The organism is Brachybacterium muris (assembly GCF_016907455.1).
Lineage (GTDB): Bacteria > Actinomycetota > Actinomycetes > Actinomycetales > Dermabacteraceae > Brachybacterium > Brachybacterium muris.
This window is the reverse complement of sequence record NZ_JAFBCB010000001.1, coordinates 1,185,287-1,210,061: the sequence shown is the minus strand read 5'-3', so window position 1 is coordinate 1,210,061 and position 24,775 is coordinate 1,185,287. Positions and strand designations below refer to the sequence as shown.

19 protein-coding genes and 1 pseudogene are annotated in these 24,775 nt (G+C 72.5%); 5 read left to right on the top strand and 15 right to left on the bottom strand.

Annotated features, from left to right (window positions below):
* Positions 1–150: 150 nt before the first annotated feature.
* From JOD52_RS05575 to JOD52_RS05565, 3 genes and pseudogenes are all read right to left on the bottom strand, one after another.
* Positions 151–462 (bottom strand): annotated as a pseudogene (locus JOD52_RS05575) (transposase); the annotation flags it as partial.
* Positions 463–638: 176 nt separating this feature from the next.
* Positions 639–1,670, bottom strand: coding sequence for a hypothetical protein (locus tag JOD52_RS05570; protein ID WP_204409021.1), 1,032 nt, complete (start codon positions 1,668–1,670; stop codon positions 639–641).
* An 86-nt stretch (positions 1,671–1,756) separates the two neighbouring features.
* The gene (locus JOD52_RS05565; protein WP_204409020.1) at positions 1,757–3,022 is read right to left on the bottom strand and encodes a sulfatase-like hydrolase/transferase; all 1,266 of its coding nucleotides are present in this window, start codon (positions 3,020–3,022) and stop codon (positions 1,757–1,759) included.
* A gap of 148 nt (positions 3,023–3,170) precedes the next feature.
* Here JOD52_RS05565 and JOD52_RS05560 point away from each other — a divergent pair, with 148 nt between their 5' ends.
* From JOD52_RS05560 to add, 3 genes are all read left to right on the top strand, one after another.
* A complete protein-coding gene (locus JOD52_RS05560; RefSeq protein WP_204409019.1) occupies positions 3,171–4,901 on the top strand; it encodes a DEAD/DEAH box helicase in 1,731 nt (576 codons plus the stop codon).
* A gap of 158 nt (positions 4,902–5,059) precedes the next feature.
* Positions 5,060–6,547, top strand: coding sequence for a C69 family dipeptidase (locus JOD52_RS05555; protein WP_204409018.1), 1,488 nt, complete (start codon positions 5,060–5,062; stop codon positions 6,545–6,547).
* Between the two features lie 171 nt (positions 6,548–6,718).
* The gene (add, locus tag JOD52_RS05550; RefSeq protein WP_204409017.1) at positions 6,719–7,729 is read left to right on the top strand and encodes an adenosine deaminase; all 1,011 of its coding nucleotides are present in this window, start codon (positions 6,719–6,721) and stop codon (positions 7,727–7,729) included.
* A gap of 36 nt (positions 7,730–7,765) precedes the next feature.
* Here the strand turns inward: add and dld are convergent, their stop codons facing one another.
* The 3 genes from dld to JOD52_RS05535 form a co-directional block, all read right to left on the bottom strand.
* The gene (gene dld, locus JOD52_RS05545) at positions 7,766–9,475 is read right to left on the bottom strand and encodes a D-lactate dehydrogenase (protein WP_204409016.1); all 1,710 of its coding nucleotides are present in this window, start codon (positions 9,473–9,475) and stop codon (positions 7,766–7,768) included.
* A 159-nt stretch (positions 9,476–9,634) separates the two neighbouring features.
* A complete protein-coding gene (locus tag JOD52_RS05540; protein WP_204409015.1) occupies positions 9,635–10,036 on the bottom strand; it encodes a GNAT family N-acetyltransferase in 402 nt (133 codons plus the stop codon).
* Between the two features lie 27 nt (positions 10,037–10,063).
* Positions 10,064–10,525 carry a carboxymuconolactone decarboxylase family protein gene (locus JOD52_RS05535; RefSeq protein ID WP_204409014.1) on the bottom strand — a complete coding sequence of 154 codons (462 nt, stop codon included), beginning with the start codon at positions 10,523–10,525 and terminating at the stop codon, positions 10,064–10,066.
* Positions 10,526–10,834: 309 nt separating this feature from the next.
* Here JOD52_RS05535 and JOD52_RS05530 point away from each other — a divergent pair, with 309 nt between their 5' ends.
* Complete coding sequence (locus tag JOD52_RS05530; RefSeq protein WP_204409013.1) at positions 10,835–11,485, top strand: glycoside hydrolase family protein; 651 nt, start codon at positions 10,835–10,837, stop codon at positions 11,483–11,485.
* Between the two features lie 242 nt (positions 11,486–11,727).
* Here JOD52_RS05530 and JOD52_RS05525 read toward each other — a convergent pair whose 3' ends face one another.
* The 6 genes from JOD52_RS05525 to JOD52_RS05500 all read right to left on the bottom strand — a co-directional run bounded on the left by JOD52_RS05525 (position 11,728) and on the right by JOD52_RS05500 (position 17,825).
* Positions 11,728–13,095 carry an 8-oxoguanine deaminase gene (locus tag JOD52_RS05525; RefSeq protein ID WP_204409012.1) on the bottom strand — a complete coding sequence of 456 codons (1,368 nt, stop codon included), beginning with the start codon at positions 13,093–13,095 and terminating at the stop codon, positions 11,728–11,730.
* A gap of 106 nt (positions 13,096–13,201) precedes the next feature.
* Positions 13,202–14,137 (bottom strand): FAD binding domain-containing protein, encoded by a 936-nt coding sequence (locus JOD52_RS05520; RefSeq protein WP_204409011.1) that lies wholly within the window; start codon positions 14,135–14,137, stop codon positions 13,202–13,204.
* A 4-nt stretch (positions 14,138–14,141) separates the two neighbouring features.
* On the bottom strand, positions 14,142–14,930 hold the full coding sequence (locus JOD52_RS05515; RefSeq protein WP_204409010.1) for an ABC transporter permease: 789 nt from the start codon (positions 14,928–14,930) through the stop codon (positions 14,142–14,144).
* Positions 14,930–15,799 (bottom strand): ABC transporter permease, encoded by an 870-nt coding sequence (locus tag JOD52_RS05510; RefSeq protein ID WP_204409009.1) that lies wholly within the window; start codon positions 15,797–15,799, stop codon positions 14,930–14,932. The genes JOD52_RS05515 and JOD52_RS05510 overlap by 1 nt, the downstream gene beginning before the upstream one ends.
* A gap of 32 nt (positions 15,800–15,831) precedes the next feature.
* Positions 15,832–16,671 carry an ABC transporter ATP-binding protein gene (locus JOD52_RS05505; protein ID WP_204409008.1) on the bottom strand — a complete coding sequence of 280 codons (840 nt, stop codon included), beginning with the start codon at positions 16,669–16,671 and terminating at the stop codon, positions 15,832–15,834.
* A 65-nt stretch (positions 16,672–16,736) separates the two neighbouring features.
* Positions 16,737–17,825 carry an ABC transporter substrate-binding protein gene (locus JOD52_RS05500; protein ID WP_204409007.1) on the bottom strand — a complete coding sequence of 363 codons (1,089 nt, stop codon included), beginning with the start codon at positions 17,823–17,825 and terminating at the stop codon, positions 16,737–16,739.
* A 460-nt stretch (positions 17,826–18,285) separates the two neighbouring features.
* Between JOD52_RS05500 and JOD52_RS05495 the strand changes: the two genes are divergently transcribed.
* On the top strand, positions 18,286–18,942 hold the full coding sequence (locus JOD52_RS05495) for a nucleoside deaminase (protein WP_204409006.1): 657 nt from the start codon (positions 18,286–18,288) through the stop codon (positions 18,940–18,942).
* Positions 18,943–19,024: 82 nt separating this feature from the next.
* Here the strand turns inward: JOD52_RS05495 and JOD52_RS05490 are convergent, their stop codons facing one another.
* From JOD52_RS05490 to allB, 3 genes are read right to left on the bottom strand one after another with little or no spacing between them, the layout of a single operon-like run.
* Positions 19,025–22,084, bottom strand: a complete 3,060-nt coding sequence (locus JOD52_RS05490) for a molybdopterin-dependent oxidoreductase (RefSeq protein ID WP_204409005.1) — start codon at positions 22,082–22,084, stop codon at positions 19,025–19,027.
* A complete protein-coding gene (locus tag JOD52_RS05485; RefSeq protein WP_204409004.1) occupies positions 22,081–23,349 on the bottom strand; it encodes an XdhC family protein in 1,269 nt (422 codons plus the stop codon). Before JOD52_RS05485 ends, JOD52_RS05490 begins: the two co-directional genes overlap by 4 nt.
* Positions 23,346–24,773, bottom strand: a complete 1,428-nt coding sequence (allB, locus tag JOD52_RS05480) for an allantoinase AllB (RefSeq protein WP_204409003.1) — start codon at positions 24,771–24,773, stop codon at positions 23,346–23,348. The genes JOD52_RS05485 and allB overlap by 4 nt, the downstream gene beginning before the upstream one ends.
* Between the last annotated feature and the right edge of the window lie 2 nt (positions 24,774–24,775).

The window sequence follows — 24,775 nt, the reverse complement described above, 5'->3', positions numbered from 1 at the left end:
TTCCGCCGCGTGCCCTATACACACGGCGGAAGGAGCGTAGACAGAGCGGCCCCAACGACACCACTGGTGGTCCCGAACGACGCCACCGCTACGGCAGCGACGTGGCACCCGAACCCTCGATCAGCGGACCCCAGCGAGGCGAATATTCATGGTGAGCGTGCGGGAGATCGTCGGGGTCGAGGCGACATCACCGAACAGGCCCGGTTCGCAACGCAGCAGATCAGTATCCGAAGCATGCTCCCCGCCGATTGCGAGAGTGAGTGCGAGGTCCAGCAGGATCTTCGCCGCGTGGTGCTCGGCCAGTGGTTTCGTCCAAGGAGCCAGTGCTTCCCGCAGCGAAGAGGCGAGGCCGGTGGCGTGGATCGTGTCGGTCAGCAGCACCGCGCCCGCATGCGAGAGGGCCGGGACCTCAGCGATGTCCACGCGCGGACGGGGGTAGAAGAACAAGGTAGGGTGGGACACCTGAAAGGTGCTCCTTCCAGCGGATGGGTACGGGTCTCAACACCTCGTATCATCCCAGGCCAGGAGCACCTTTCTCTATGCCTCCCACCCATCGAGACCACACCGCTATGAAAACTCGAGGCTAGATGACCTTCGCCGACACCAAGACGAACCTGCTAGCGCCTGATCCCCTCAGGTCAGGCATCACGGTTGTCGGTCGGCGCCTTCTTCGCCCGGCGCGGCATCATGCCGCCGATCCGCCCTGCCATCGAGACCGCCGCGCCCTTCGCTGCCGAGCCCGCACCCTTCACGGCGTCGGCCGCATGCTGAGCCTTCGAGGGCGAGTCGCGGTCCTCGTCTGCCGCGTGCAGCAGACGGAGGTAATCCTCCGCATCGACGTGAGGCGGCGGCAGCTCGCGCAGGTGCTTGATCAACCGGCCCGACTGGACACGGAGCGCCGTATAGGTGAGGCCCCCGGAGAGCACTCCGCCTGCCACGGGCACGACCTTCGTGACGGTCTTGGCGAAGCTGTCCTTGGTGAGCTTGATGCCGACGACTCTCAGCACCTGCTTCATCGGCGTGTACCAGGCCGTCTTCGTGAGCGCGACACCCGCGATCTGCTTCTGGATCGCGGGGCGGGCGACGTTTCCGGCGAAGGAGGTCACCGCAGAGGAGGCGCCGCCGACCCCCATCATCACGCCGAGGAACGCGGCAAGCTTCCCGAGCGTCTCATCGTCGATCTCCTCGGTGTCCTCGAGGAAGTTGGTCCACCCATACACGTAGGCGACCTTCTGCATGATGCGGAATGCGTGCACGTAGAACTGTGTGATGTCCGCGGGGATCGTGCCGAGCATCGCGAACCCGCCTGGGAGCCCTGCCGCGAAGGACATCGCACTGGACTTCCGCGTCTCGAACTCGACCACTTCCGCAGCGACACGGTCCAGGACCCCGGGCTCGATACCGGCAGCTGCGGGGTTCCCAGCGATGGCACGGGCGATCGTCGCCTCACCGAAGCCGCGCTTGTGCAATTCGGCGCGCAGGAAGTGCTCGCGATCGATCTTCACGCCCCGCAGGCGGATCACCCGCAGGAGGAACTCGCGGGCGTATTCCTCGGCCTCTGCCTTCTGAGACTCGGGCAGGGAGTCCACGACGATCGCGGGGTCCTCGACGGCATCGACATCGGCGTCGAGGATCTCCTCCACGGCTTTCTGCGTCTCGTCCTCTGCCATCGTCCCTGCTCACTTGTCCTGGCCCGCAGCGGTGCCGGAGCGTCAACCTCAGGATATTCGCGAGGGAGGACAGCGGGGGCGCGATCTCAGGGCACCGCCGCGGCTCTCCCCCACTCCGCGATCCGACGCCAATACCCCTCCAGCTCCTCCCCCAGTGCCCGCATCACCTCGGCCTCCCGCACGAACACGTCGAACTCCTCGCGAGGGTCCGCCTCGAGGTCGTACAGCGCTCGCTCCACCACGGCCGGCGGGTCCATCCCCGCGCGCACGTCAGAGACGATCTTGAACCGGCCGCGCCGCACGGCGACCTGCCCGCCGTACGCCCAGGCCACGGTTCGCTCGGGCACCGTCGCTCCCGGATCCTTGAGCACGTCCAGCAGCGAAACCTCGTCCCTCTCCGGCAGGTCAGGCGCCACCCCGTCGGCCGCGTGCAGGAAGGTGGGCAGAACATCCATCATGAGCCCCACCTGCTCACTCTCCACCCCGGAGGGCAGACCAGTAGGCCAGGAGAGGATGCCGGGGACGCGGATCCCGCCCTCGAACAGGCTGCCCTTCGCACCGCGGAGTCCGCCGCTCGAGCCGCCCTCGTAGGAGATCTCCTCGCCGCCCAGCCGGTTGCGGCTCTCGCGGGAGGGGCCGTTGTCGGAGGAGAACAGCACGATCGTGCCCTCCCGCGCTCCGGCGGCGTCGAGCGCGGCGAGGATCTCCCCCACGGCGTCGTCGAGCGCGGCGATCATCGCGCCGGTCTCGCGGCGGCCGGGTGGGAGGTGGGCGACGCGCTCCATGTGCTCGGCCGGGGCGTGCATCGGGTAGTGCCGGGCGTTGAACGGGACGAAGCAGAAGAACAGGTCACCCCCGGCGTGGCGGGTGATGAAGTCGCTGGCCCGCTGACCGATCGCGGTGGTGAGGTACTCGCCGTTCCGCCACACCTCCTCCTCGCCGTCCCACAGGTCGTGGACGGGGTCGTGCCCGCCCCAGGAGAAGATGTGGGAGTAGTAGTCCACGCACCCGGCCCTGAACCCGAACACCTCCTCGAAGCCGTAGCGGGTGGGGGCGAACTCCTCGGCCGCGCCGAGATGCCATTTGCCGAACAGTCCCGTGCGATAGCCGCGCTCGCGAAGAAGGGTCGCAAGAGTGTCCTGCGGGGGCAGGCCCGGGGTGCGCCGTGAGCCGCCGAGGATCTGCTCCACCCCCGCGTGGGCGGGATGCTTCCCGGTGAGCAGCGCGGCGCGGGACGGGGAGCAGACCGGAGAGTTCGCGTAGCAGCGGGAGAGCTTGATCCCGCCTTGGCACAGGGAGTCCAGGTGCGGGGGTGGGGAGGTCGTCGGCGCCGAAGCAGCCCAGGTCGCCACAGCCCAGATCGTCCGCGAAGAGGATCACGATGTTCGGTCCGTGGACCTCCGGCATGGTCGCTCCTTTGCAGTGCACGGGTCTACCGAGGCTACGCGCCGCCTGCGCCACTCGCGCCAGTTCACGGCCCTCCCCGGGTAGCCTCCCGGGGTGGCATCTTCCCGTCGTTCCTCCACGCGCCACCGCAGGTCCTCGCGCCGCAGCAGCTCCTCGCGCACCCCGCGTGAGCTGCCCTTCATCGGCCCGGGCGAGCGGCTGTGGATCCTCGACGTCCCCTACGGCACACAGGTCGAGGGCGCCTCCTGGCACCCCGCGGTGAAGATGCACGTGCACGTCGGCCGGACGCTCCCGGACCATCTCGCGCCCTACTCCCCCGGCCCGCACACCCTCGGCCGTTTCCTGGAGAACCTCCACAACCCCGACTCCCCCGCCGAGGTCCCGGCGCCGACCGACGGCTTCGAGCCGCGGCAGAACCAGTACGAGGCGGCCGACGCGATCGCGGCCCGTGCCAAGGCGGGCGGGCGGATGTTCCTGCTGGCCGACGAGCCGGGCGTCGGCAAGACGATCTCCGCCGTGCTCGGCGCGAGCGCCGTCGGCGATCTGCGCGGCGCGGAGCGGGTACTGGTGGTCGCGGACCGTCCGGCGGCGATCACGATCGGGCACTGGTGCCGCACGATCACCGCGCTCGGCGACTCCGGGCTGGAGTGGGTGGTGATCACCTGGGACCGGCTGGAGAAGGTCGCCGGCCACGACTGGGACGTGATCATCGCCGACGAGGCGCACGCCCTGCGCCGCACCACCACGAAGCGGTGGAAGCTGTGGTCGCGGATCTCCGGGCACACCCGCTCGCACGACGCGGCGCCGTTCGTCATCGCGACCACGGCCACGCCCGGCCACACCCCGCTCGAGCTGCCGTACCTGGCCCCCGCCTATGCGCAGGTGCACGACGAGCCGATCGGCGAGTGGACCTCCGTGAAGGAGCCCGCCGACAGATTCCGGTCCGCACTCGAACGGCACGGGATCGCGCTGGAGAAGGGCCGATACGGCGCGACCTGGACGACGGATCCGGCCCGGCGGGCGGAAGATCTCGCGCGGGTGCGCACCTGGCTCACGGACGCGGAGCCGGCGGCGATGCTGCATCGTGCCGCGCCCTGGGGGCCGGTGCCGATCTCCGGGATGCCGGTCGCGCTCACGCCGGCCGAGCGCGAGGCCTACGAGGCGGATTGGGGAGAGTTCTGCCGCGAGATGGACCTCGCGCGCCGCGGACGCAACACCGCGAAGGGGCGGGCGGCGCTGCTGCGCTTCCGGCAGAAGGCGGGGCTGCTCCGCGTGGACTCGACGGCGCAGTGGATCGCGCAGCAGGTCGAGGCGGAACGGCAGGTGGCCTGTTCGGTCGAGTTCGTGACCACCGCCGCCGATCCCATCACCGAACGTCTCCAGGACTCGGGGATCGAGGTCGCGACGATCTTCGGCCGGGACCGCTTCGACGTCGAGGCCGAGCGGCTGCGCTTCCAGACCGGGGAGGCGCCGGTGTGCGTGTTCACCACCGTCGCCTCGATCAGCCTCCACGCCGGCGAGACCCTCCCCGGCGGCAGGCAGGCATCCACCGCGCCGCGCATGGGACTGTTCCACCAGGCGCGCTACTCCGGCATCGCCGGCAGGCAGGTCACCGGTCGCACCCACCGCGACCACCAGGTCTCTCCCTGGCACATCGCCTACGCCGAGGACACGGTCGAGGAGCAGGTCAGCAAGGTGATGGTGGAGCGGATCGCCGCCGCCTCCGACACCGTCGGCGGGGATACCGAGGGCCTCACCGATGTGGCGCAGCTGCTCGGCGCGGACTGGCTGCCGACGGCGAGCCTCACGGAGGGCAGCGCCTGAGCGGCGAACTTGTCGTGTGCTCTGCCTCGATCGCTGCTCTTCCCCCCGACGGATCGGTGCCGCCGGACGCAGCACCATGGTGCGGGCCACCCTATGCCGGGGGCAGGTCTACGGTGGAGAGCGCACACCGTCCCCCGCACCCCAGGAGTCACCCGCTCATGCCCTGCACTAACCTCCTCGTCGGCCGCCGTGCGAGCGCCGCCGGCTCCCCGCTGGTCGCCCGCACCGAAGACTCCTCGGCCGGGAGCTTCGATCCGAAGCGGGCCGTGGTGATGCGGCCCGAGGACCAGCCGCGCACCTACACCTCCGTGCTCGGCGGGCGCACCATCGAGCTGCCCGAGAACCCGCTGCGCTACACCGCGATCCCGAACGCCCTGCCGGACGAGGGGATCTGGGGCTGCGCCGGGATCAACGCGGCGAACGTCGCGATGAGCGCGACCGAGACGATCACCTCGAACCCGCGCGTGCTCGCCGCGGATCCGCTGGCCGAGCGCGACGGGGAGACCCCGGGTGGCTTCGGCGAGGAGGACTTCGTGACCCTCGTGCTGCCGTACATCCGCTCGGCCCGCGAGGGCGTTGAACGGCTCGGGGCGCTGCTGGCCGAGCACGGCACCTATGAGATGAACGGGATCGCGTTCAGCGACGCCGAGGACATCTGGTGGCTGGAGACCGTGGGCGGGCACCACTGGATCGCGCGGCGCGTGCCCGAGGACCACTACGTGACGATGCCGAACCAGCTGGGCATCGACTCCTTCGACCTCACCGACGCCGAAGGTCCCGGCCGCGACCATCTCGCCAGCCCCGACCTGCGCGCATTCCTGCGGGAGCACCACCTGGACCTCACCCTGCGCAGCGGCTCCACCGCCAGCGACACGGCGTTCAACCCTCGCGAGGCCTTCGGCTCCCACACCGAGCACGACCACCTCTACAACACGCCCCGCGCCTGGTACATGCAGCGCACCCTCAGCCCGCACGCCGAGGACTGGGACGCAGGGCGCCCCGGCGCGAGCCCCGACTCCGACGACCTCGCCTGGAGCCGGCGGCCCGAGCGCCTGCTGACGATCGAGGACGTCAAGGATGTGCTCTCCTCCCACTACCAGGGCACCGTCTTCGACCCCTACTCCGCGCGCGGCACCGACGCGGAGCGCCGCGCCTTCCGCCCCATCGGCATCAACCGCCACAACGCGCTGGCGATCCTGCAGATCCGCCCGGGCCTGCCGGAGTCGCACCGAGCCGTGCAGTGGATCGCCTACGCCTCGCTTCCGTTCACGACCCTGATCCCGATGTTCACGAACGTCGAGGAGGCCCCCGCCTATCTCGCCACGACCGGCGAGCAGGTCAGCACCGACAGCTTCTACTGGACCTCGCGCATGATCGCGGCGCTGGCCGATGCGCACTTCCACCAGGTGATCCCGCTCATTGAGCGCTACCAGCAGCGCACCCTCGCGCTCGGCCGCAGCGCCGTCCACACGGCCGACGGGGAGGCCGCCGCGGCCGGTACGGCGGGCGAGGTGCTGGCCCTGCTCACCGCAGCGAACACCCGGATCACCGAGCGGATCCGCAGGGAGACCGACGCGCTGCTCGGCCAGGTGCTGTTCACGGCGAGCGACCGCATGACCAACCGGTTCTCGCGGTCGGACGGGTGAGTGGCGCAGCGCGGGCTCGCGCCCCTCGCCTCGACGATGCAGACGTCCTGGGACGGACCTGACCGATCGACGGATCGACCCCGTGCCGCCGTGATCGCACCGCACTGAAGTGCAGCGAACCTTCTATCCTGGCCGAGTCCTGCCCGGTGACCTCGAGGAGACCGCCCCGTCATGCCCAGCTACGATCGCCCGTTCATCGATTCCCTGCCGAAGGCGGAGCTCCACCTGCACATCGAGGGCACCCTCGAGCCGGAGCTGAAGCTCGCCCTGGCCCGCCGCAACGGTGTGGACATCGGGCAGAGCACAGTGGAGCAGGTGCGTGCCACCTATGACTTCACCGATCTCACCAGCTTCCTGGCCGTCTACTACCCCGCCATGGAGGTGCTGGTCACCGAGCAGGACTTCTTTGACCTGGCCATGGCGTACTTCGAGCGCGCCGCCGCCGACGGAGTGGTGCGCGCGGAGATCTTCTTCGACCCGCAGGCCCACACCAGCCGCGGCGTGCCCTTCTCCGCCGTGATCGACGGGCTCTGGTCGGCTGTGCAGGAGGCGCGGGGCCTCGGCGTGGAGGCCGCGCTGATCATGTGCTTCCTGCGTGATCACAGCGTCGAGTCTGCCGAGGAGACGCTCGCGGCCTCGCTGCCCTATCGCGACCGGATCCTCGGGGTGGGGCTGGACTCCGACGAGCGCGGCAACCCGCCCGAGAAGTTCGCCGCGGTCTTCGCCGCCGCGAAGCAGGCCGGCTACCGCCTGACCATGCACTGCGACATCGACCAGGAGCAGTCGATCGCCAATATCGCCACAGTGCTCCATCAGATCGGCGTGGAGCGCATCGATCACGGGACGAACATCCTCGAGGACGGCTCCCTGGTCGCCGAGGCGAAGGAGCGCGGGATCGGGTTCACCTGCTGCCCGCTGTCGAACTCCTTCGTCACCGAGCAGATGAAGTCTCAAGAGATTACCGACCTCCTGCGCCAGGGGCTGAAGGTCTCGGTCGCCTCGGACGATCCCGCCTACTTCGGCGGCTACGTGGGTGACAACCTCGAGGCGCTGGCCATCGCCCAGGACCTCAGCCGCGAGGAGGTCGTGCAGCTGGCCCGCAACTCGCTCGAGATCAGCTGGGCCGCCCCTGAGCGCATCGACGCGTGGGTGGCTCAGCTCGAGGAGATCGCCGCGCGATGAGAGGAGGGAGGGGTGCGGCCGGTCCGGCCGCGCCTCTCACCCCCACCCCTTCTTCGCCGACGTCTCCCCCACCCCGGCGTTAAACATGTTCAGCGGGTCGAGCTCACGGTAGTGGGCGACCAGCTGCTCGGGGGCCGGGTAGATCCGGCCGAAGTTGTGCTCGGCGGGGACCGCAGCGCCGCGGTCCACCAGCAGCTGCGTCATCCGCTTCTTCAGTGCGACCGGGTCCGCGCCCTTCTTCGCCACATGGTCCTGGTGCAGGACGTGGCAGAAGAAGTGGCCGAAGTAGGCGCTCTCGAGCAGTTGGTCCGCGATCTCCTCGGGCAGGCGCTCCAGCCAGTCCTCATCGTCCCGGCGCAGGGCCACATCGAAGGTGACCATCGCCGAGGCCTCGGCGCGGTGCATGACGTAGTAGCGGCTCGCGGCGCTGGCGACGCCGAAGCGGATCAGGGTCGCGCTCTGGGCCTCGTCGGCGTCGCACTCGAAGAAGTCGCCCTCATGCTCGGGGCCGGCGAAGAACTCGCGGAGCAGCTGGGCGGTCGCCGCGCGCTCGCTGCCGCTGACCACCAGCAGCAGGTGATGGTCGAAGCGGTCGCGGTAGTCGGTGAGCCGGGACGGGATCTTCTCCGGCACCAGGGAGAAGAGCTTCTGGGAGATCGCATCGGCGGTGGAGGGCCCGAAGCCGGGCAGCTTCGCGAACACGCCGTTGGCCCAGCCCTTCAGCGCGAACATGCGCACCAGGGTGCGGGAGCCGGCGTGCTTGAGCGAGACGTAGGTGTCCTTGCCGTACTCGGTCGCGAGGTCGAAGGCATGCGCGCTCATGTACTCGCCCGAGATCGGCAGCGGGCCGTCGGCGGCGAGGAACTCACGGCGCAGCGCCTCGAGATCGGAGGGGCGGTCGGTGCCGATGTAGAAGGTGGCCTTGTCCTTCTCGAGCGGGAAGGTGCGGGTGCGCACGGCGAACACCATGATCTTGCCGGCGCTGCCGGAGGCCTCGTGGAGGAAGGTCGGGTCGGCGTTGAAGCGGGCCGGGGTGTCGGCCAGCTGTCGCACGTGGTCCGCGTAGTCGGTGCCGGTGGAGTCGGGCGGCGGCGGGGTGACGTCGGCGGCGTCCCAGTCCCCGCGCTCGAGCCGGTCGAGGATGTGCGTGGGATCGGTGCCGAGATCGATCCCGAGGTGGTTCACCAGGTGAATCCGGCCGTCCTCATCGACGCGGGCGAAGATCGCCTGCTCCGTGTAGGCGGGGCCCTTACGCATCTGGGAGCCGCCGGAGTTGTTCGCGATGCCGCCGACGACGGTCGCGCCGATGGAGCTCGAGCCGATCACCGAGTGAGGCTCGCGGCCGTGCGCGGCGAGCTTCTCCTCGAGCGAGAACAGGGTGGCGCCGGCCAGGCTGATCGCCTCGCGGACATCGTTGATGAGGTGGATCCCGTCGATCCGCAGCGTGGAGAGGATGACGATGTCGCGGTCGTAGTCCTGGTCGCCGGGGCCGGAGCCGCCGGTGAGACCCGTGTTCGCGGCCTGGGTGATGACGATCAGATCGTGGTCCACGCATACCTGCAGCGCCCGCCACATGTCCACCAGCGAGCCGGGCCGCAGCACGGCGACCACGTCACCGGCACCGAAGCGGTCGCCCGTGGTGAACGGCGCGGTGGCACGCGCCGAGGTGAGCACGTGCTTGCGCCCCATGATCCGGGTGAAGGCCTCGACGGCCTCGGCCGATCGCTGGTTCCTCGGTGTGCGCATTTCCGGCTGCTCCTTCGCCTCGGGTGCTGCGAGCACGCTGCGGTGCTCGGGGCCGTCGCGACCCCCTCGACAGCGCAATCATCTCCGAGCGTCGCATGCTGGGCGGGCCCGATGACAGCGGCCTTCTTGGGCGGTGAGAGGCGCGGACGGCTGCTCAGCTCAGGGTGTCGTGCCGTCGGCCTCGGCGTTCGCGGCGCGCACGGCCTCGAGGTGCACGGCCTTCACCCGGTCCACGGAGTCCGCGAAGTCGTCGTGGCCGCGGACCCAGCGCGCGACGTACGGGCAGACGGGCACGATCCGTTTGCCCTGCTCGACGCTCGCGGCGAGCGCGCCGCGGGTGAGCACGCCGGCGAGTCCCCGCCCGCCGAAGGCGTCGTCGATGACGGTGTGGTAGAAGATCCGCTGGTCATCGGGGTTCTCCGCCGGGGTGGTGAACATCGAGAAGCCGGCTTGGCGGCCACCGACGAGGATGTCGAAGCGGTTTCTCCCGGGGTTCTCGCGCACCTCGACGGTCTCGTCGGCCGGGTCGACCGTCTCTGCGGGGGTGGTGTCCTCGGTCATCTTGGCTCCTCTCGAAGAGCGGCGCGGTCAGCGGGCGCCGGGCACGGGGTGGTGGGAGAGCACGGACAGACGGTTGTACGTGGTCATCAGCACCGCGGACCACTCCAGCGCCGCGAAGGCCTGCTCTCCGAGCACGTCGCGCGCGGTCATCAGGTCGCGGTCGCGGACCATCGGCTCGGGCAGGGTCGTGACCGTCTCGCCGAGTAGCAGCGCGGCGCGCTCGACGGCATCGAAGCTGGGCGAGTCGCGCCAGACGGGCAGCTGCGCGACCTGGTCGTCCGGCGCGCTGGCGCGCACGGCCCGACGGTGGTGGAGGTCCACGCAGAAAACGCAGCCGTTGAGCTGCGAGATGCGCAGGTACATGAGCTCGAGCGTCGTCGTCGCGATCCCAGCGGCCTCGTTCTGCTCGGCGACGGCGCGGCGCACCTCGCCGAGCAGGTCCCAGGCCTCGGGCGCGGCCTTGTCCAGGAACGGCAGCCGCCGTCTCATCACGCGCTCCCTTCGTCGGGTCCGTGCTCGCACACTAGTTCACCCGCGCCCGGGCGCGGGGCGGTTCCGCAGGACGACCGAGAGGACGCCCGGTCCGAGCAGGACGATCGCGTGCGGAGGTTCGGTCTCGACGTGCCGGGGCCGTGACCTCCCCGGCACGGCCTCTCGGCCGCACCGGGCGGGTCAACGCGGGCACCGCTCTCCCGCGGCCCCTCTCACACCCGATGGAGATGCGCCCCACCCCTTCGCTACCGTCGGATGACCGCGTGATGGGGCGCACCGATCCAGTCGCCACACCCCGGAGCCGCCATGACCCGCCTCGCCCGCCGATCCGTCCTGCAGCGCACCGCCGCGGGGATGGTCCTCGTCCCGCTCGTGCTGGGCGCGGCCTCCTGCACCGGGGGCGAGGACGATCCGGGGCCCGCCCCCGGCGACCGGACGGACACGCCCGACGACGGGTCCGAGAGCCTCCGCCCCCGCTTCCATCTCACCCCTCCCACCGGCTGGATCGGCGATCCGCAGCGCCCCGTGCGGATCGGCGACACGCTGCATCTCTACGGGCTGCACCACGGCGAGGACACCGTTCCCGGCCCCACCGCCTGGGCGCACTGGACCAGCACGGACCTGGTCTCCTTCACGCACCAGGGCACGGCGCTCACAGGGGCCGACGGGGTCGACGTGTGGAGCGGCTCCGCGGTGGTGGACGAGCAGGACACCGCCGGCCTCGGCGCCGGGAGGGTGATCGCGCTGGCCACCCGGCCCACGGACGGCCGCGCCGAGCTGCAGGAGCAGTACCTCGCCGTCTCCGAGGACGCCGCGACCTTCGCTCTGGAGCCGGATCCGGTGCTGGCGAACCCCGACGGTCCCGCCGCACGCACCGAGGAGGAGATCGCCCAGGCCTCCTGGTTCCGTGATCCGAAGCTGCAGCGGGACGAGGAGCGGGAGCAGTGGGTGGTGTGACGGGACACGTCTACTCCTGGATCGGGGATGCGGGAGACGGTTGCCGCGTCGAGACGGACGTGCCGCCGTCGACCGCCGGCGCTCGTCGGTCACGACCTTGACACGTGGCGAAACGAGGGCGTCAAATCCCTGTGGCGACGCTCACGGGCGCTGCCAGAGCGACCGACGGGACGAGCGGATCAACATCTGCGCAGGTCAGCGCGGCATGGCGAGAGCGTGCGCGTACGCCCGTCGGCCGCCCCTCATTCCAGCGCCGCCGCCTGCAGCCGCTCGGCGGACCGCCGGTGCGCGCGCAGCATCTCGCCGAGCGCGGGCGCGACCGGCTCCCCGTCCCTCACCAGCACCCCTCCGGCCACGAGCGTGTGCCAGGCGCGGGCGGGGCCGGTGCGCAGCCAGCCCTCGACGGGGTCGGTGAGCGCGCCGGCGAGCGCGACGGGGTGGGTCTCCCACACCACGAGGTCGGCGCAGGCGCCGGGGCGCAGGTGCCCGATCTCGTCCTCCCAGCCGAGGCACTGAGCGCTCCCCCGGGTCGCAAGATCCAGCGCGTCGCGGGCCTGTATGGAGGCGGGGCCGTTGCGGAGCCGGCCCAGCAGGAGGGCGTTGCGGGTCTCCATCCACAGCGACGCGCTGTCGGTGGAGGCGGAGCCGTCGCAGCCGAGCCCCACTGCCATCCCGAGCTCCTTCCAGCGCAGGGCGTCCATCGTGCCGTGGCCGATCATCATGTTGGAGCTCGGGCACTGGGTGGCGGAGACGCCCGCGCGGCCGAGCCGCGCGACCTCGTCCTCGCTCGGGTAGATGAAGTGGGCGAGCCAGGTGCGCTCCCCCGCCCAGCCCACTCGCTCGAGGTACTCGACGGGGCGGCAGCCGTACACCTCGGCGCAGTAGTCGTCCTCGTCGTGGTCCTCGGCGAGGTGGGTGTGCAGGCGCACGCCGGTGCGCGCGGACAGCTCGGCGGAGGAGACCATGATTCGCTCGGACACGGAGAACGGGGAGCAGGGCGCGAGCGCGATCCGGACCATCGCACCGGGACTCGGGTCGTGGTGGGCGGCGATGACCGCTTCGGCGTCGGCCATGATCGCGTCGTGGTCCTGGACGACGGACGCCGGGGGCAGGCCCCCGTCCTCGACGGAGCGGGTCATGGATCCGCGGGTGGCGACGAACCGCATCCCCACCTCGCGGGCGGCGCGCACCTGCGCGTCGACGAAGCCCGGGCGGGGGTGGACGTAGAGGTGGTCGGAGCTGGTGGTGCAGCCGCCCATCAGCAGCTCGATCATCGCGATATAGGTGGAGATCTCGATGTCGTCGACGTCCAGCTGCGCCCACACCGGATACAGCGCGGTCAGCCAGTCGAACAGGGACCCGTTGATCGCCGGGGCGTAGGCGCGGGTGAGGTTCTGGTACATGTGGTGGTGGGTGTTGATGAGCCCCGGGGTGACCAGGCGCCCGCCGGCGTCGATCCGCTCGGCCGCCTCGGGCGTCGGCTCATCGGCCGCGCCGACGGCGGCGACCCGCCCGCCGGTGAGCGCGATCCAGCCGCCGGGCAGCTCGCGCCCGCGGTCCACGACCAGGTGCGCGGAGTGGATCAGGGTGTCGCACGGGGCGTGGGGCATGACGGGTCTCCTGGGGGTCGGGTCATCGGGGGTCGGCCGACGGGGTCGTGCGGGGCCGGGGCGGCGCGGGACGATGCGTATCGAGGTGCCTCGGGCGCAGACCCGCTCAGCGCAGGTGCCCGCCCGCGCCCTCGAGCGGATGCGCCGCCTCCCGCACCGGGGCGGGAGGGGTGCTGAGCTCGGCGACGATCTCCTGGGCGAGCAGCACGGACATGTCGCGCCGCCACTCGGGCAGGCCGTGGATGTCGTCGTGGACGAGCCGGGCCGGCAGCGCCGCCTCCACCCGCCGAGCCACCTCTGCGTCCCCGGCGCCGAGCGGCACCTCGAGCTGCACGGGCCGCACGGTCGCGGCGGTGATCGTCAGGCGCAGGCGCCCATCGCCCAGGTCGCGGCCGGTGAGCAGTGCGCCGGAGCGGCCCAGGTTCGACAGGGACAGCCGCCGGAACGCCGCCCGGGACTCCAGCGACGCGCGCGGGATGAGGAAGGAGCGGATCAGCTCCCCGCGACCGAGCACGGTGCGGCCGTCGCCGAGCACGAGCTGCGCGACCGGGACGCGACGCTTCCCGCCGCCCGGCGCCCACAGCAGCGCGTCGGCGTCCAGGCCCGCGAGCAGGGAGGTCATGGGCCCGGCGGGCAGGGCGGTGGCGACATTGCCGCCCACGGTGGAGGTGTTCCAGATCTTGAAGGAGGCGACGAACGCGTCGCAGCACGGGCGGATGAGCGCGGTCGCGGGCCACTCCTCGACGCTCGGGAACCCGCCTGCCCGCGCCTGCCGGGCCGTGCCGGGGCGGAGCACGCCGTAGGGCGCCTCGCTGCCGGGGAGGGCGTAGAGCTGGGCGATGGTGCAGGTCGAGGCGATCTCGAGACCGCTCTCCCACAGCTCCCACGGCTCCCAGCCGGCCGAGCGCAGATCGAGCAGGCGGCGCAGGCGGTCGCTGCCGTACGAGAACAGGACCGTGCCGCCGCCGAGCCAGGCATCCCCAGCCCGGAAGTCGTCGGGGTCGGCGGTGGCGAGCACCTCCTCGACGGTCGAGAGGTCCACGGGCTCAGACCGTCTGGCCCATGCGGCGCAGCACGAGCCGCTCGAGCACGGAGACGATGCCGTAGAGGAGCAGGGACGCGGCGGTGACGACCACGACCGACGCCCACACGCTCTCGTAGCGGGCGCGGGAGACGTCCGAGACGATCTGGTAGCCGATGCCCTGACCGGTGGCGAGCCACTCCGCCAGCAGCGCCCCGGTCAGCGCTCCCGGGATGGAGATGCGCAGCGCGGTGAACAGGGCGGGCAGCGAAGCGGGCACGGCCACGGCACGGAAAGCGGTGAACCGGCTGCCGCCGAACACTGAGATCACGTCGATCATGGCCGGGGAGGCGGAGCGCAGGCCGAGCACGATCGTCACCAGCGCGGGGAACAGCACGACGATCCCGCCCATGGCGGCGACGGTCGCGGTGCCGCGGCCGAAGATCAGTATGAGGATCGGCGCCATCGCGACCAGCGGCACGGAGCGCAGCAGCATGGCCAGCGGCAGCAGGGCGTCCTCCACCCCGCGGACCAGGGTGAACCCGGCCGCGACGATCATCGCCAGCGCCAGCCCCGCCACGAAGCCGATCGCCGCGTCGGCGAGGGTGATGCCGAGGTTGCCGAGCACGGCGGCGCGGTGGGCGGCGGCGTCCTCGTCCAGCGCGAGGTGGCCGAACACGTCCAGCGGGCCCTTGCCGATGAAGCTGGAGACGTCCAGGATCCGCAGGCCGCCGGCCCAGATGGCGAGGACCACGGCGAGGGAGATCGCCACGCCGAGGGTGGAGCGGGAGAGGGACTTCAGGGCGTGGGTCATCAGGACCTGCCTCCTTCGGTGCCGGTGGACCAGGGGGTGGCGAAACGGGCGACGAGCGCGAGGATCGCGAAGGCGACGCCGGCGAGCAGGCCGCACACGATGGCCACGCCCCACACGCGCTCGATCTCGAGGGACTGCTGGGCGTTGACCATCGCAGGGCCCAGGCCCCGGTCGACGCCGCCGACGTACTCGCCGAGCACCGCGCCGAGCAGCGCGCCGGGCGCGGCGATCTTCAGGGAGTTCAGGACGCTGGGCAGGGCGGAGATGATCTGGACCTTGCGCAGCTGGGTGAGGCGGGTGCCGCCGTAGACGGTGATGACGTCCAGCGCCGCCTTGTCGGCGCTCCTGAGGCCCAGGATGGAGCCGACCAGGGTCGTGAAGAAGACCGACAGGGCGGCGAGGACGACGGCGGTCCCGGAGGGGGCGCCGGAGGCGGGCGGACCGAGGACGATGAAGATGATCGGACCGATCGCGACCAGCGGCAGGCAGTAGCTGATGACGCCCAGCTGGGTGATGATCCGCTCGAGCGCGGGCACCAGCATCACCACCGCGGCGAGCAGCAGCGCGAGGGCGTTGCCGAGGAGGTAGCCGAGGCCCGCCTCCGCGAGGGTGACCGAGGCGTTGCGGGAGTAGTAGGTCCACCCGTCGGCCGCGAGCTGGGCGAGGATCGCGCCGGGGGTGGGGATCGCACCGCCCTCGGCCGCCCCGGCCCCGGAGAGCACCGTGCCGGCGAGGATCCACCACCCGGCGATCACGGCGAGGGTGCCGAGCACGCCAATCGCCCAGCGGGGCAGCGGCCGACGGGCGGGCAGGGAGGGGACGGCGGGGATCTCGTCCGCGACGGCGGTGGTGGGGGTGGCAGCGGTCATGGCATGGTCCTCCTTCTCCCGCGTCGGCGGGCTCACGCGCTCTCGGGCAGCGCGGCGGCGTCGGCCGGGGCGCCGAACAGCACCTCCGAGGCGTGGTCGCACAGGGCGTGGAACTCCGGGGTGCGCATCATCTCGGGGGTGCGGGGGCGCGGCAGGTCCACGTCGAACACCTCGACGATCCGGCCGGGCCGCGCGCTCATCACGGCGACCTGGTCGGAGAGGAACACGGCCTCGGAGATGCCGTGGGTGACCATCAGGGTCGTCGCGGGCTTCTCGGTCCAGATGCGCAGCAGCTCGAGGTTCAGGCGCTGACGGGTCATGTCGTCGAGCGCGCCGAAGGGCTCGTCGAGCAGCAGAACCTCCGGCTTGACGACAAGGGCGCGGGCGATCGAGACGCGCTGGCGCATGCCGCCGGAGAGCTGGCCCGGCTTCGCGTTCTCGAAGGCGCGCAGCCCCACCAGGTCCAGGAGGTCGTCGATGTAGGGTTCGTTCTCGAGCTTCCCGGCGACCTCGAGGGCGAGACGGATGTTGCCGCGCACGGTGCGCCAGGGCAGCAGGGCGGAGTCCTGGAAGGCGATCCCGAGGCGGGAGCTGGCGCGCAGCTGCTTGGGGCTCATCCCGTCCACGAGCGCGGTGCCGGTCGTCGGCGCCTCGAGACCGGCGAGGATCCGCAGGATCGTCGACTTGCCGCAGCCCGAGGGGCCCAGCAGCGAGAGGAACGAGCCGCGGTCTGTGGCGAGCTGGGTGTCCTGGAAGGCGGTGACAGGACGCCGGCCGGAGGTGAAGGTCTTGCTCAGGCCCCGGAGGTCGATGCCGGTGGCGCCGGCCCGGGGCAGCTCGGTGGTGGGGCGGGGCGTGCTCTGCGCGGTCATTCTGGTGCCCTTTCGGGGTGCCGGATCAGGGGTGGCGGTGCTGGCGGGGCAGTGCGTGGGTGGGGTCAGGCGGGGAGGAGGTCGGGGTTCTCCTCGTAGACCTCCTGCAGCAGGGTCGGGTCGAAGAAGGCGTCCTGGTCGACCTCGTGCCCGGCCAGGGCCAGGAGCTCGATGTTCTTCGCGGCGAGCTCGTCGGAGATGGTGAACAGGCCGTTCGCGTCGGTCTCGTCGCTGACCACGAGCTGGTTCTGGGCCTCGGCCTGGCGCTGCTCCTTCTCGGGGTCGAGCCCGAGGTCCGCGCCGTACTCCTCGTAGGCCAGGCGCGCGGACTCCTCGGGGTCGGCGAGGGCGTCCTTCCAGCCGCGCACGGTGGCGGCGAGGAAGCCCTTCAGCTCCTCGCGCCGCTCGGCGACGTTCTGGAGAGTGGTGACGAAGGCGCCGGAGACGAAGGGCAGGCCGTTGTCGGCCAGCGGCAGGTTCACGGCCTCGAGCCCGGCGAGGGAGACGGTGATCGCCTCGTTGGTCAGGGTGCAGATCTGGCCGTCGACCTCGCCGTTGATCAGCGGCTGGGGGTCGAACTGGACGGTGACCCGCTCGACGTCGGCAGGGTCGATGCCGTTGACCTCGAGGAGCGCGTCGAAGAGGACCTCGTTGGTGCCGGTGGCGACGCCGATCCGCTTGCCGACGAGGTCGGCGGGGGTGGTGATGGGGGTGGTGGAGGTGGAGCAGATGGTGAAGGGGTTGCGCTGGAACTTCGCACCGAGCAGCACTAGCGGCGCCTCCTCCCCCGCGACCATCGACCCGGCCGCGAGCGGGGTCGTCATCCCGACCAGTGCCGAGTCGGACAGTACCATCGCCTCCGAGGAGGTGCCGGAGGGGCCGCCGGGGATGAGGGTGACCTCCTCGAAGCCGGCGCCGGTGTAGTAGCCGCGGGAGTCGGCGAAGTACTCGCCGGCGAACTCGGTGGTGCGGATCCAGTTCTGGTTCACCTCGAGGGTGCCGAGGCTGCCGCCCGCGCTCGCGCCGCCGGCCGACCCGGAGCAGCCCGCGAGGGCGAGGGCGGGGGCGGCGAGCGCACCGGCCAGCAGCAGTCGGCGGGAGGGCGCGGCGGTGACTCCGGGGAGCGCGGCGGGGGCGGCAGGACGGTGGTGCATCGAGGGCGCTTCTTTCCACTGGTTCTCGTCCGCGCGGTGGTCCTGCGCGGTATCGGGGACCGTGCGGCGCGTGGGGTCCGGGGCGGCCGACGGGGGCCGGGACCGGGCTGCGCAGGAGCTCCTGCGCAGCAGGTGCTCCGCAACGGGTCATCCGATGGCGGCCACGCTATGGAACGGCTGTTTCGTGAGGGGTGCGCTCCTGTTTCGGGGGCGTAACGTGGGGCCCGGGCAGGTCTCGGCCAGGTCTCGGACGGGTCTCAGCGCGGTCGCGGGATTGACTCGGGATCGACCTGGGCGGAACTCGCCACGATCTCGTGCCTCACCGAAACACCGTCGACACATCCCGAGCCTAGCCTGGCCGCGGTCGGAGGGACGGATCGGTTCCCGTCACTCCGGCCACCCCACGCACCCACTCACCGGGCCGTCATCGCAACGGCCCGCGCTCCGCCGGGAGGCACCCATGGCCCCGCAGCACCGCTCCGACACCATCTCTCCTGTCACCTCCTTCGGCGCGTCGATGCCGGTGTGGGTGGACGAGGAGGTCGCCGCGCTCGGGCACGGCCCGGTCGGGGACGGGCAGGAGGCGCGCACGGTGCTGATGCGGCTGCTGAACCGGCTTGCGGACCGCAACATGCGCGAGGGCGGCGGCGGGCCCTTCGCCGCGCTCGTGCGCGACCCCGCCAGCGGCGAGATCGTCACCGCCGGCGTGAACCGGGTGCTGGCATCGGGGCTGTCCTCCATGCACGCCGAGGTCACCACCCTGTCCCTCGCCCAGGCGCGGCGCGGGACCTGGGATCTGGGCGCAGCGGGGGCGGCGCCGCTGGAGCTGTGGGTCAATGCCCGCCCGTGCGTCATGTGCTACGGCGCGACCATGTGGTCCGGGGTGAAGCGTCTGGTCATCGCCGTGGACGGGCCCGAGGTGGAGGAGCTGACCGGCTTCGACGAGGGCCCCATGCCCGAGGACTGGATCGGCCGCTTCGCCGAGCGCGGCATCGAGGTGGAGACCGGGGTGCTGTGCGAGGAGGCGGTCCAGGTCCTCGCCGACTACCGCGACCTCGTCGCCGGCGGCGGCGCGACCCTCTACAACGCCCGCGGCACCGGAGTGCACGCGAGCTGACCGCTCGGGCCAGGTCCACGACGGGCCGACGGGCGGGCCGACGAGGCCGTACGCGTGGGCCCGTCGGCCGTTCCGGGCTCGCTCAGGCGAGGCGGCCGGGGACGACGCCCGCGGCCTTCATCGCGAGGTAGAGCCGGTCGCGGCTCATGGGCAGCGAGGTCATCCGCACGCCGACCGCGTCGCGCACCGCGTTGGTGAGGGCGGGGGCCACCGGTGTGTAGGGGCTCTCGCTCATGGACTTCGCGCCGAGCGGGCCGAGGCGGTCGCTGGTGGTCGCGAAGAGCACCTCGGTGCGGGGCACGTCCGCGTAGGTGGGCACGTGGTACTGGCGCAGGATGTCGGTGGTGACCTTCCCGGCGTCGTCCACGATCACCTCCTCGTGCAGCGCCGCGCCGAGGGCCTGCGCGGCCCCGCCCTGCACCTGGCCGCGGCACTGCAGGGGGTTCACGACGAAGCCGGCATCGGCCGCCTGCACGCTCTGCAGGATCCGCAGCTCGCCGGTGCGGCGGTGCACCGCGACCCGCACCCCGTGGACGTTGAAGGCGACGGAGCGGGGCGAGCCGTCCCAGTGCGCCTCGGCCTCGAGAGGCGAGTCCTCGGTGGTGCTCGCGGCGAGGTCCTCCCAGGTGACGAGGGCGCCGGTCGGGCTGTGGCGGAGGCCCGCGGCCTCACCCGCCCAGTCGCCTGCGCGGTCGCCGCTGGGATCACGGCCGCCGCCGGGAGCGTGCTCACCGACAGGCGCGAGGCCACCGGCGGCAGCGCTCTCGTCGGCCGTCGCCGCCCCGGCGAGCGCCGACGCCCGCTGGGCGAGCAGCCCGAACAGCGTCTGCGCCGCGTGGAGCGTCGCCTTGCCGGCGACGACGGTGCCCGCGGAGCCGTACGCCCCGGTGTCGTGGCCGACCAGCGACGTGTCGGACTGGAGGATCGTGAGCCGGTCGGGGGAGCAGCCGAGCGCAGCGGCGGCGAGCTGGACGTGGACGGTGGTGGTGCCGTTGCCGAACTCGGCTGTGCCGATGCGCACCTCGATCGTGCCGTCGGGGCGGAGCGCCAGGCGGCTGTGGGAGAAGTGGCCGCGCGGCGGGACGGTGTCCAGCATCGACAGCGCCATCCCGGTGCCGACGGCCCAGTCGGGCCCGAGCCCGGGCGCGCCCGCGCCGGCAGCCTCGTCGGCCGCCCGGCCGGCCCCGCCAGGAGCCCCGTCGGCCGACTCCCCCAGCCCCTCACCAGGCGCGGCGAGCGCCTCCTCGACCAGGTCAAGGCACTGGTCCAGCCCGTAGGAGCCGTACTCGACGTCGGCCGTGGGGGTGGGCGAGGTGGAGATCATCGGATCGCCCTCGCGGATCACGTTCAGGCGGCGGAAGGCGAAGGGGTCCATGCCGAGCTCGCGGGCGAGGTCGTCCATCGTGGACTCGACGGCGAAGACGGTCTGGCTGAGGCCGTAGCCGCGGAACGCGCCGGAGGGGACGGTGTTGGTGTAGACCACCTCGGCGTCCACAGCTTTGACCGGGCTGTTGTAGACGGCCAGGCATTCGCCGGTGCCGTGGAACATGGTGCCGGGGCCGTGGTTGCCGTAGGCGCCGGTGTTCGAGAGCAGCGAGAGGTGGATCGCGGTGAGGCGACCGTCGGCGTCGGCCCCGGCCCGGACCCGCAGCCGCATGGGGTGGCGCACCGAGGTGGAGGTGAACTGCTCGGTGCGGGTGTGCTCGAGCTGCACGGGCCGCCCGGTGCGCAGGGTCGCGAGCGCCACCAGGTCCTCGGTGAACACCTCCTGCTTCCCGCCGAAGCCGCCGCCGATGCGCGGCGCGATCACCCGCACCTTCTCCTCATCCAGGTCGAACATGCGCACCAGGGTGCGCTTTGCCAGATAGGGCACCTGGGTGCTCGAGCGGACCACGAGCGTCCCGCCCTCGTCGAGGGTCGCGATGGAGGCGTGGGTCTCGAGGCTGACGTGCTGGACGCGCTGGGTCTCGAACTCGCGGTCGATCACGACGGCGGCGCGGGCGAGCCCGTCGTCGAGATCCCCGACGCGGGTGTGCAGGGCGGTGACCAGGTTCGTCGCAGGATCCGCGATGCCGGAGGCGCCGGTCTTCTCGCCGTGCAGGGCCGGGCCGAAGCGGGCGAGGGCCGGGTCGGTGACCGCTTCGAGCACCTCGTAGTCGACCTTCAGGGCGCGCACCCCGGCCTCGGCGGCGGTGACGGTGTCGGCGAGGACGGCGGCGACGCGCTGGCCGACGAAGCGGACCGTGTCGTCCAGGACGCGGGTGTCCAGCGGGTCGTCGGCGAGGTGCTCGTGCTGGCCGGTGGAGAACAGGGTGGCCGGGGCGTCCTCGTGGGTGAGGACGGTGTGCACGCCGGGGATCGCGAGCGCCGCGGCGGTGTCGATGCCGCGGATCTGCGCGTGGGCGTGCGGGGAGCGGAGGATCTTCAGGTGCAGCAGCCCCGGCAGGGTCGCCGGGTCCACGTCGAGCGTGTACTGCTCGGTGCCGGTGACGACGCGGCGCGCGGCGGGGGCGCCGAGGCTGCGGCCAGCGGCGGCACCGTCCTCGACGTGGACGTGTCCGCCGATCGCGTCCTCGATCGCGGAGTAGCCGGTGCAGCGGCACAGGTTGCCCTTGAGGGAGCGGGGCAGGTCGGCACGGTCCCCGTCGGTCAGCGCCGCGGCGGTCATGATCATGCCGGGGGTGCAGAACCCGCACTGGAAGCCCTGCGCCGTGCGGAACGCGCACTGGACGGGGTGCTCGGGCGGGGTGGCAGGGCCCGCCGGGGCGGGCGGGGTCGCGTCCGCCGACGGGGCTGCGCCGGCCGACGGGGCTGCGGCGGCCGACGGGGCTGCGCCACCTGCCGGGATCTCGGTGGGTGCGGGGGCGGTCGCGGCGAGGCCGTTGATCGTGGTGACGCTCGCGCCCGCCGCGCGGACGGCGGGGACGACGCAGCTGTGCACGGGCTTGCCGTCCAGGTGCACGGTGCAGGCGCCGCAGTCGCCTCCGTCGCAGCCCTTCTTCACGCCGAGCCGGCCGAGGTCGCGCAGGTAGGTGCGCAGGCACTGGCCGGGGCGGGGCGGGGCCGCGGCGGGGGTGCCGTCGACGATCACGGGGGCTCCGGCCGGGGGTGCGGGGCGGGAGGTCTGCGGTGTGGTGGTCATGCGGGGATGCTTCCGTGCAGGGGGCCGGTGGTGGTGCGCAGCGGTCTCGCGGCGGCGCGGCCGGTGCGCTCGGCGACGACCTCCGCCATGACGGAGAGCGCGAACTCGGCGGGGGTGGAGCCGCCGAGGTCCAGGCCGATCGGCGAGTGCAGGGCCTGGAGCTGGGTGGTGATGACGCCCCGTTCGAGGAGACGGCGGATCCGCTCGTGGTGGGTGCGTCGAGAGCCCATCGCGCCGACGTAGGCGACCGGGAGGGAGAGCGCGGTCTCGACCAGGGGGTCGTCGATCTTCGGATCATGCCCCAGGCATGCGATGACGGTGCGGTCGTCGAGCCGCCCGGCCTCGTCCTCCTCGCGGAGGTAGCGGTCGGGGCGGGCGACGACGATCCGGTCCGCGGCGGGGAACCGCTCACGGGTGAGGAAGGTGCTGCGCGGGTCGACGACGGTGGTGTCGTAGCCGAGGGTGCGGCCCTGGGCGAGCAGTGCCGCGGCGAGGTCGGTGGTGCCGCTGACGATCAGGCGCGGGGCGGGGCGCCTCACGAGGAGGAACAGCTCGGGGGCATCGGGGGCGGGCAGGCCCGGGATGCCCTCGGCGGGCAGACCGCAGTCGGCGGGCAGGGCGATGATGCCGGTCTCGCCGGCGGAGGTGCGGGCGGCGAGCTGTGCGGCGAGGCGGCGCACGAGCGCGGGGTCGACGGAGTGCACTGGCCCGCCGGTCGCGCCGGGCCCGCCGGTCGCGTCGCCCTCGTCGGTCGCGCCGGGCCCGTCGGCCCCGCCGAGCAGCGCCGCGAGCGGGCCCTCCCACTCCCCCGCGTCGTCGGCGAGCGGGACGGGCAGGGCGAGGCGTCGGCTCGGTTCGTCGAGGCTCCACAGCAGCGCTCCCGGTGCACCGTCCAGCAGCGCGTCGAGTCCGGCGGCGGGGTCCGGGGCGGCGAGAGGCTGGACGAGCACGTCGATGCTGCCGCCGCACATGAGCCCCACCTCCCAGGCGGCGGCGTCGGTGTAGCCGTAGGTGCGGCGCTCGGGCACGCCGGTGGCGAGCACCTCGAGGCCCTGCTCGATGAGGTCGGACTCGACGCAGCCGCCGGAGAGGGAGCCGCGCACCACCCCGCCCTCCCCGATCACCATCGTGGTGCCGAGCGGCCGGGGCGCGGAGCCCTCGGTCGCGACGATGGTGGCGAGCGCGAGGGGCTTGCCGGCCTCGAGCCAGCGGGTGCAGGCCGCGGCGAGGCCACCCGGGAGCGGCGCGGCGAGGGTGTCGCTCATGCGCCCGCTCCCGCCTGCTCCGCGCCGGGCGCCGTCGCCCCGGGCCCCCCGAGGAACCGGCCGCGCGGGGACGCGTCCTCGTCGGCCGCGAGGATCTGCCCGCGCAGCACCGCATCGACCACCGCGCCCTGGAGCGCGAGGCCGTCGTAGGCGGAGAGCGGGTGACGGTGGGCGAAGCGGTCCGCGCGCAGGGTCTGGGGGCGGGCCGGGTCGTAGAGGATCAGGTCCGCGTCGGCGCCCACCTCGAGGCGGCCCTTGTGGGCGAGGCCCACGAGGTCGGCGGTCGCCCGCGCCATCCAGCGACTCACCTGGGCGATGTCGATGCCGCGGGTGCGGGCCTCGGCGGCGATGGCGGTGAACCCGGCCTGGAGTCCGGAGATCCCGCCCCAGGCCTGCTGGAGGTCGGGGGCGCCGCGGTGCTTCTCCGCCGGGGAGGACGGCGAGTGGTCGGTGACGATCATGTCGATGAGCCCGGCCTCGAGGCCCTGCCAGAGGGCGTCGCGGTTGCCGGCGTCGCGGATCGGCGGGCAGCACTTGTACTCCGGCGACGCATCCGGCACGGCCTCCGCGGCGAAGCACAGGTAGTGCGGACAGGTCTCGACCGTGAGCGGCAGACCCTCCGCCTTGGCCTGCTGGATGAGGTCCAGGGCGCGGGCGCTGGAGAGGTGGAGCAGGTGGGTGCGGGCCCCGGTCTCGCGCACCGCCTCGATGAGCCGCGCGATCGCGGTGACCTCGGCGGACTCGGGCCGGGAGGCGACGAAGTCGGTGTACTTCGCGGACGGCACCGCCGGGGCGGCGTCGATGGTGGAGGCGTCCTCGGCGTGGACGATCACGAGCCCGTCGAAGGTGGCGACCTCATGCATCGCCGCGCGCAGCTGGGCGGCGTCGACCGGCGGGAACTCGTCCACCCCCGACGGCAGCAGGAAGCACTTGAAGCCCATCACGCCCGCCTCCCACAGCGGGCGCAGCTCGGCGGTGTTGCCGGGGACGACCCCGCCCCAGAACCCGAGGTCCACCGCGAGTGCGTCGCGGGCGGCGGCCTGCTTCACACGCAGCGATGCCACGTCGATCGTGGGCGGGATGGAGTTCAGCGGCATGTCCACGAGGGTCGTGACCCCGCCGAGCGCGGCGGCGCGGGTGGCGGTCGAGAAACCCTCCCACTCGGTGCGGCCGGGCTCGTTGATGTGCACGTGAGTGTCCACGTTCCCGGGCAGCACCTGCAGACCGTCGGGGACGACGAGGGTGCCGGGCAGGCGCGGTGCCTCGTCCGGGAGCGGGCGGATCGCGGTGATCCGGCCGTCCTCGATGTCGAGCTCGGCCGCGACCAGCCGGTCCCCGAGCAGCATCTCGTGGGCGCGGACGGTGTGCAGCTCGCCGGAGCTCGTCCCGGCGTCCGTCGCGGCCGTCTTCCCTGGTCCTGGCATGG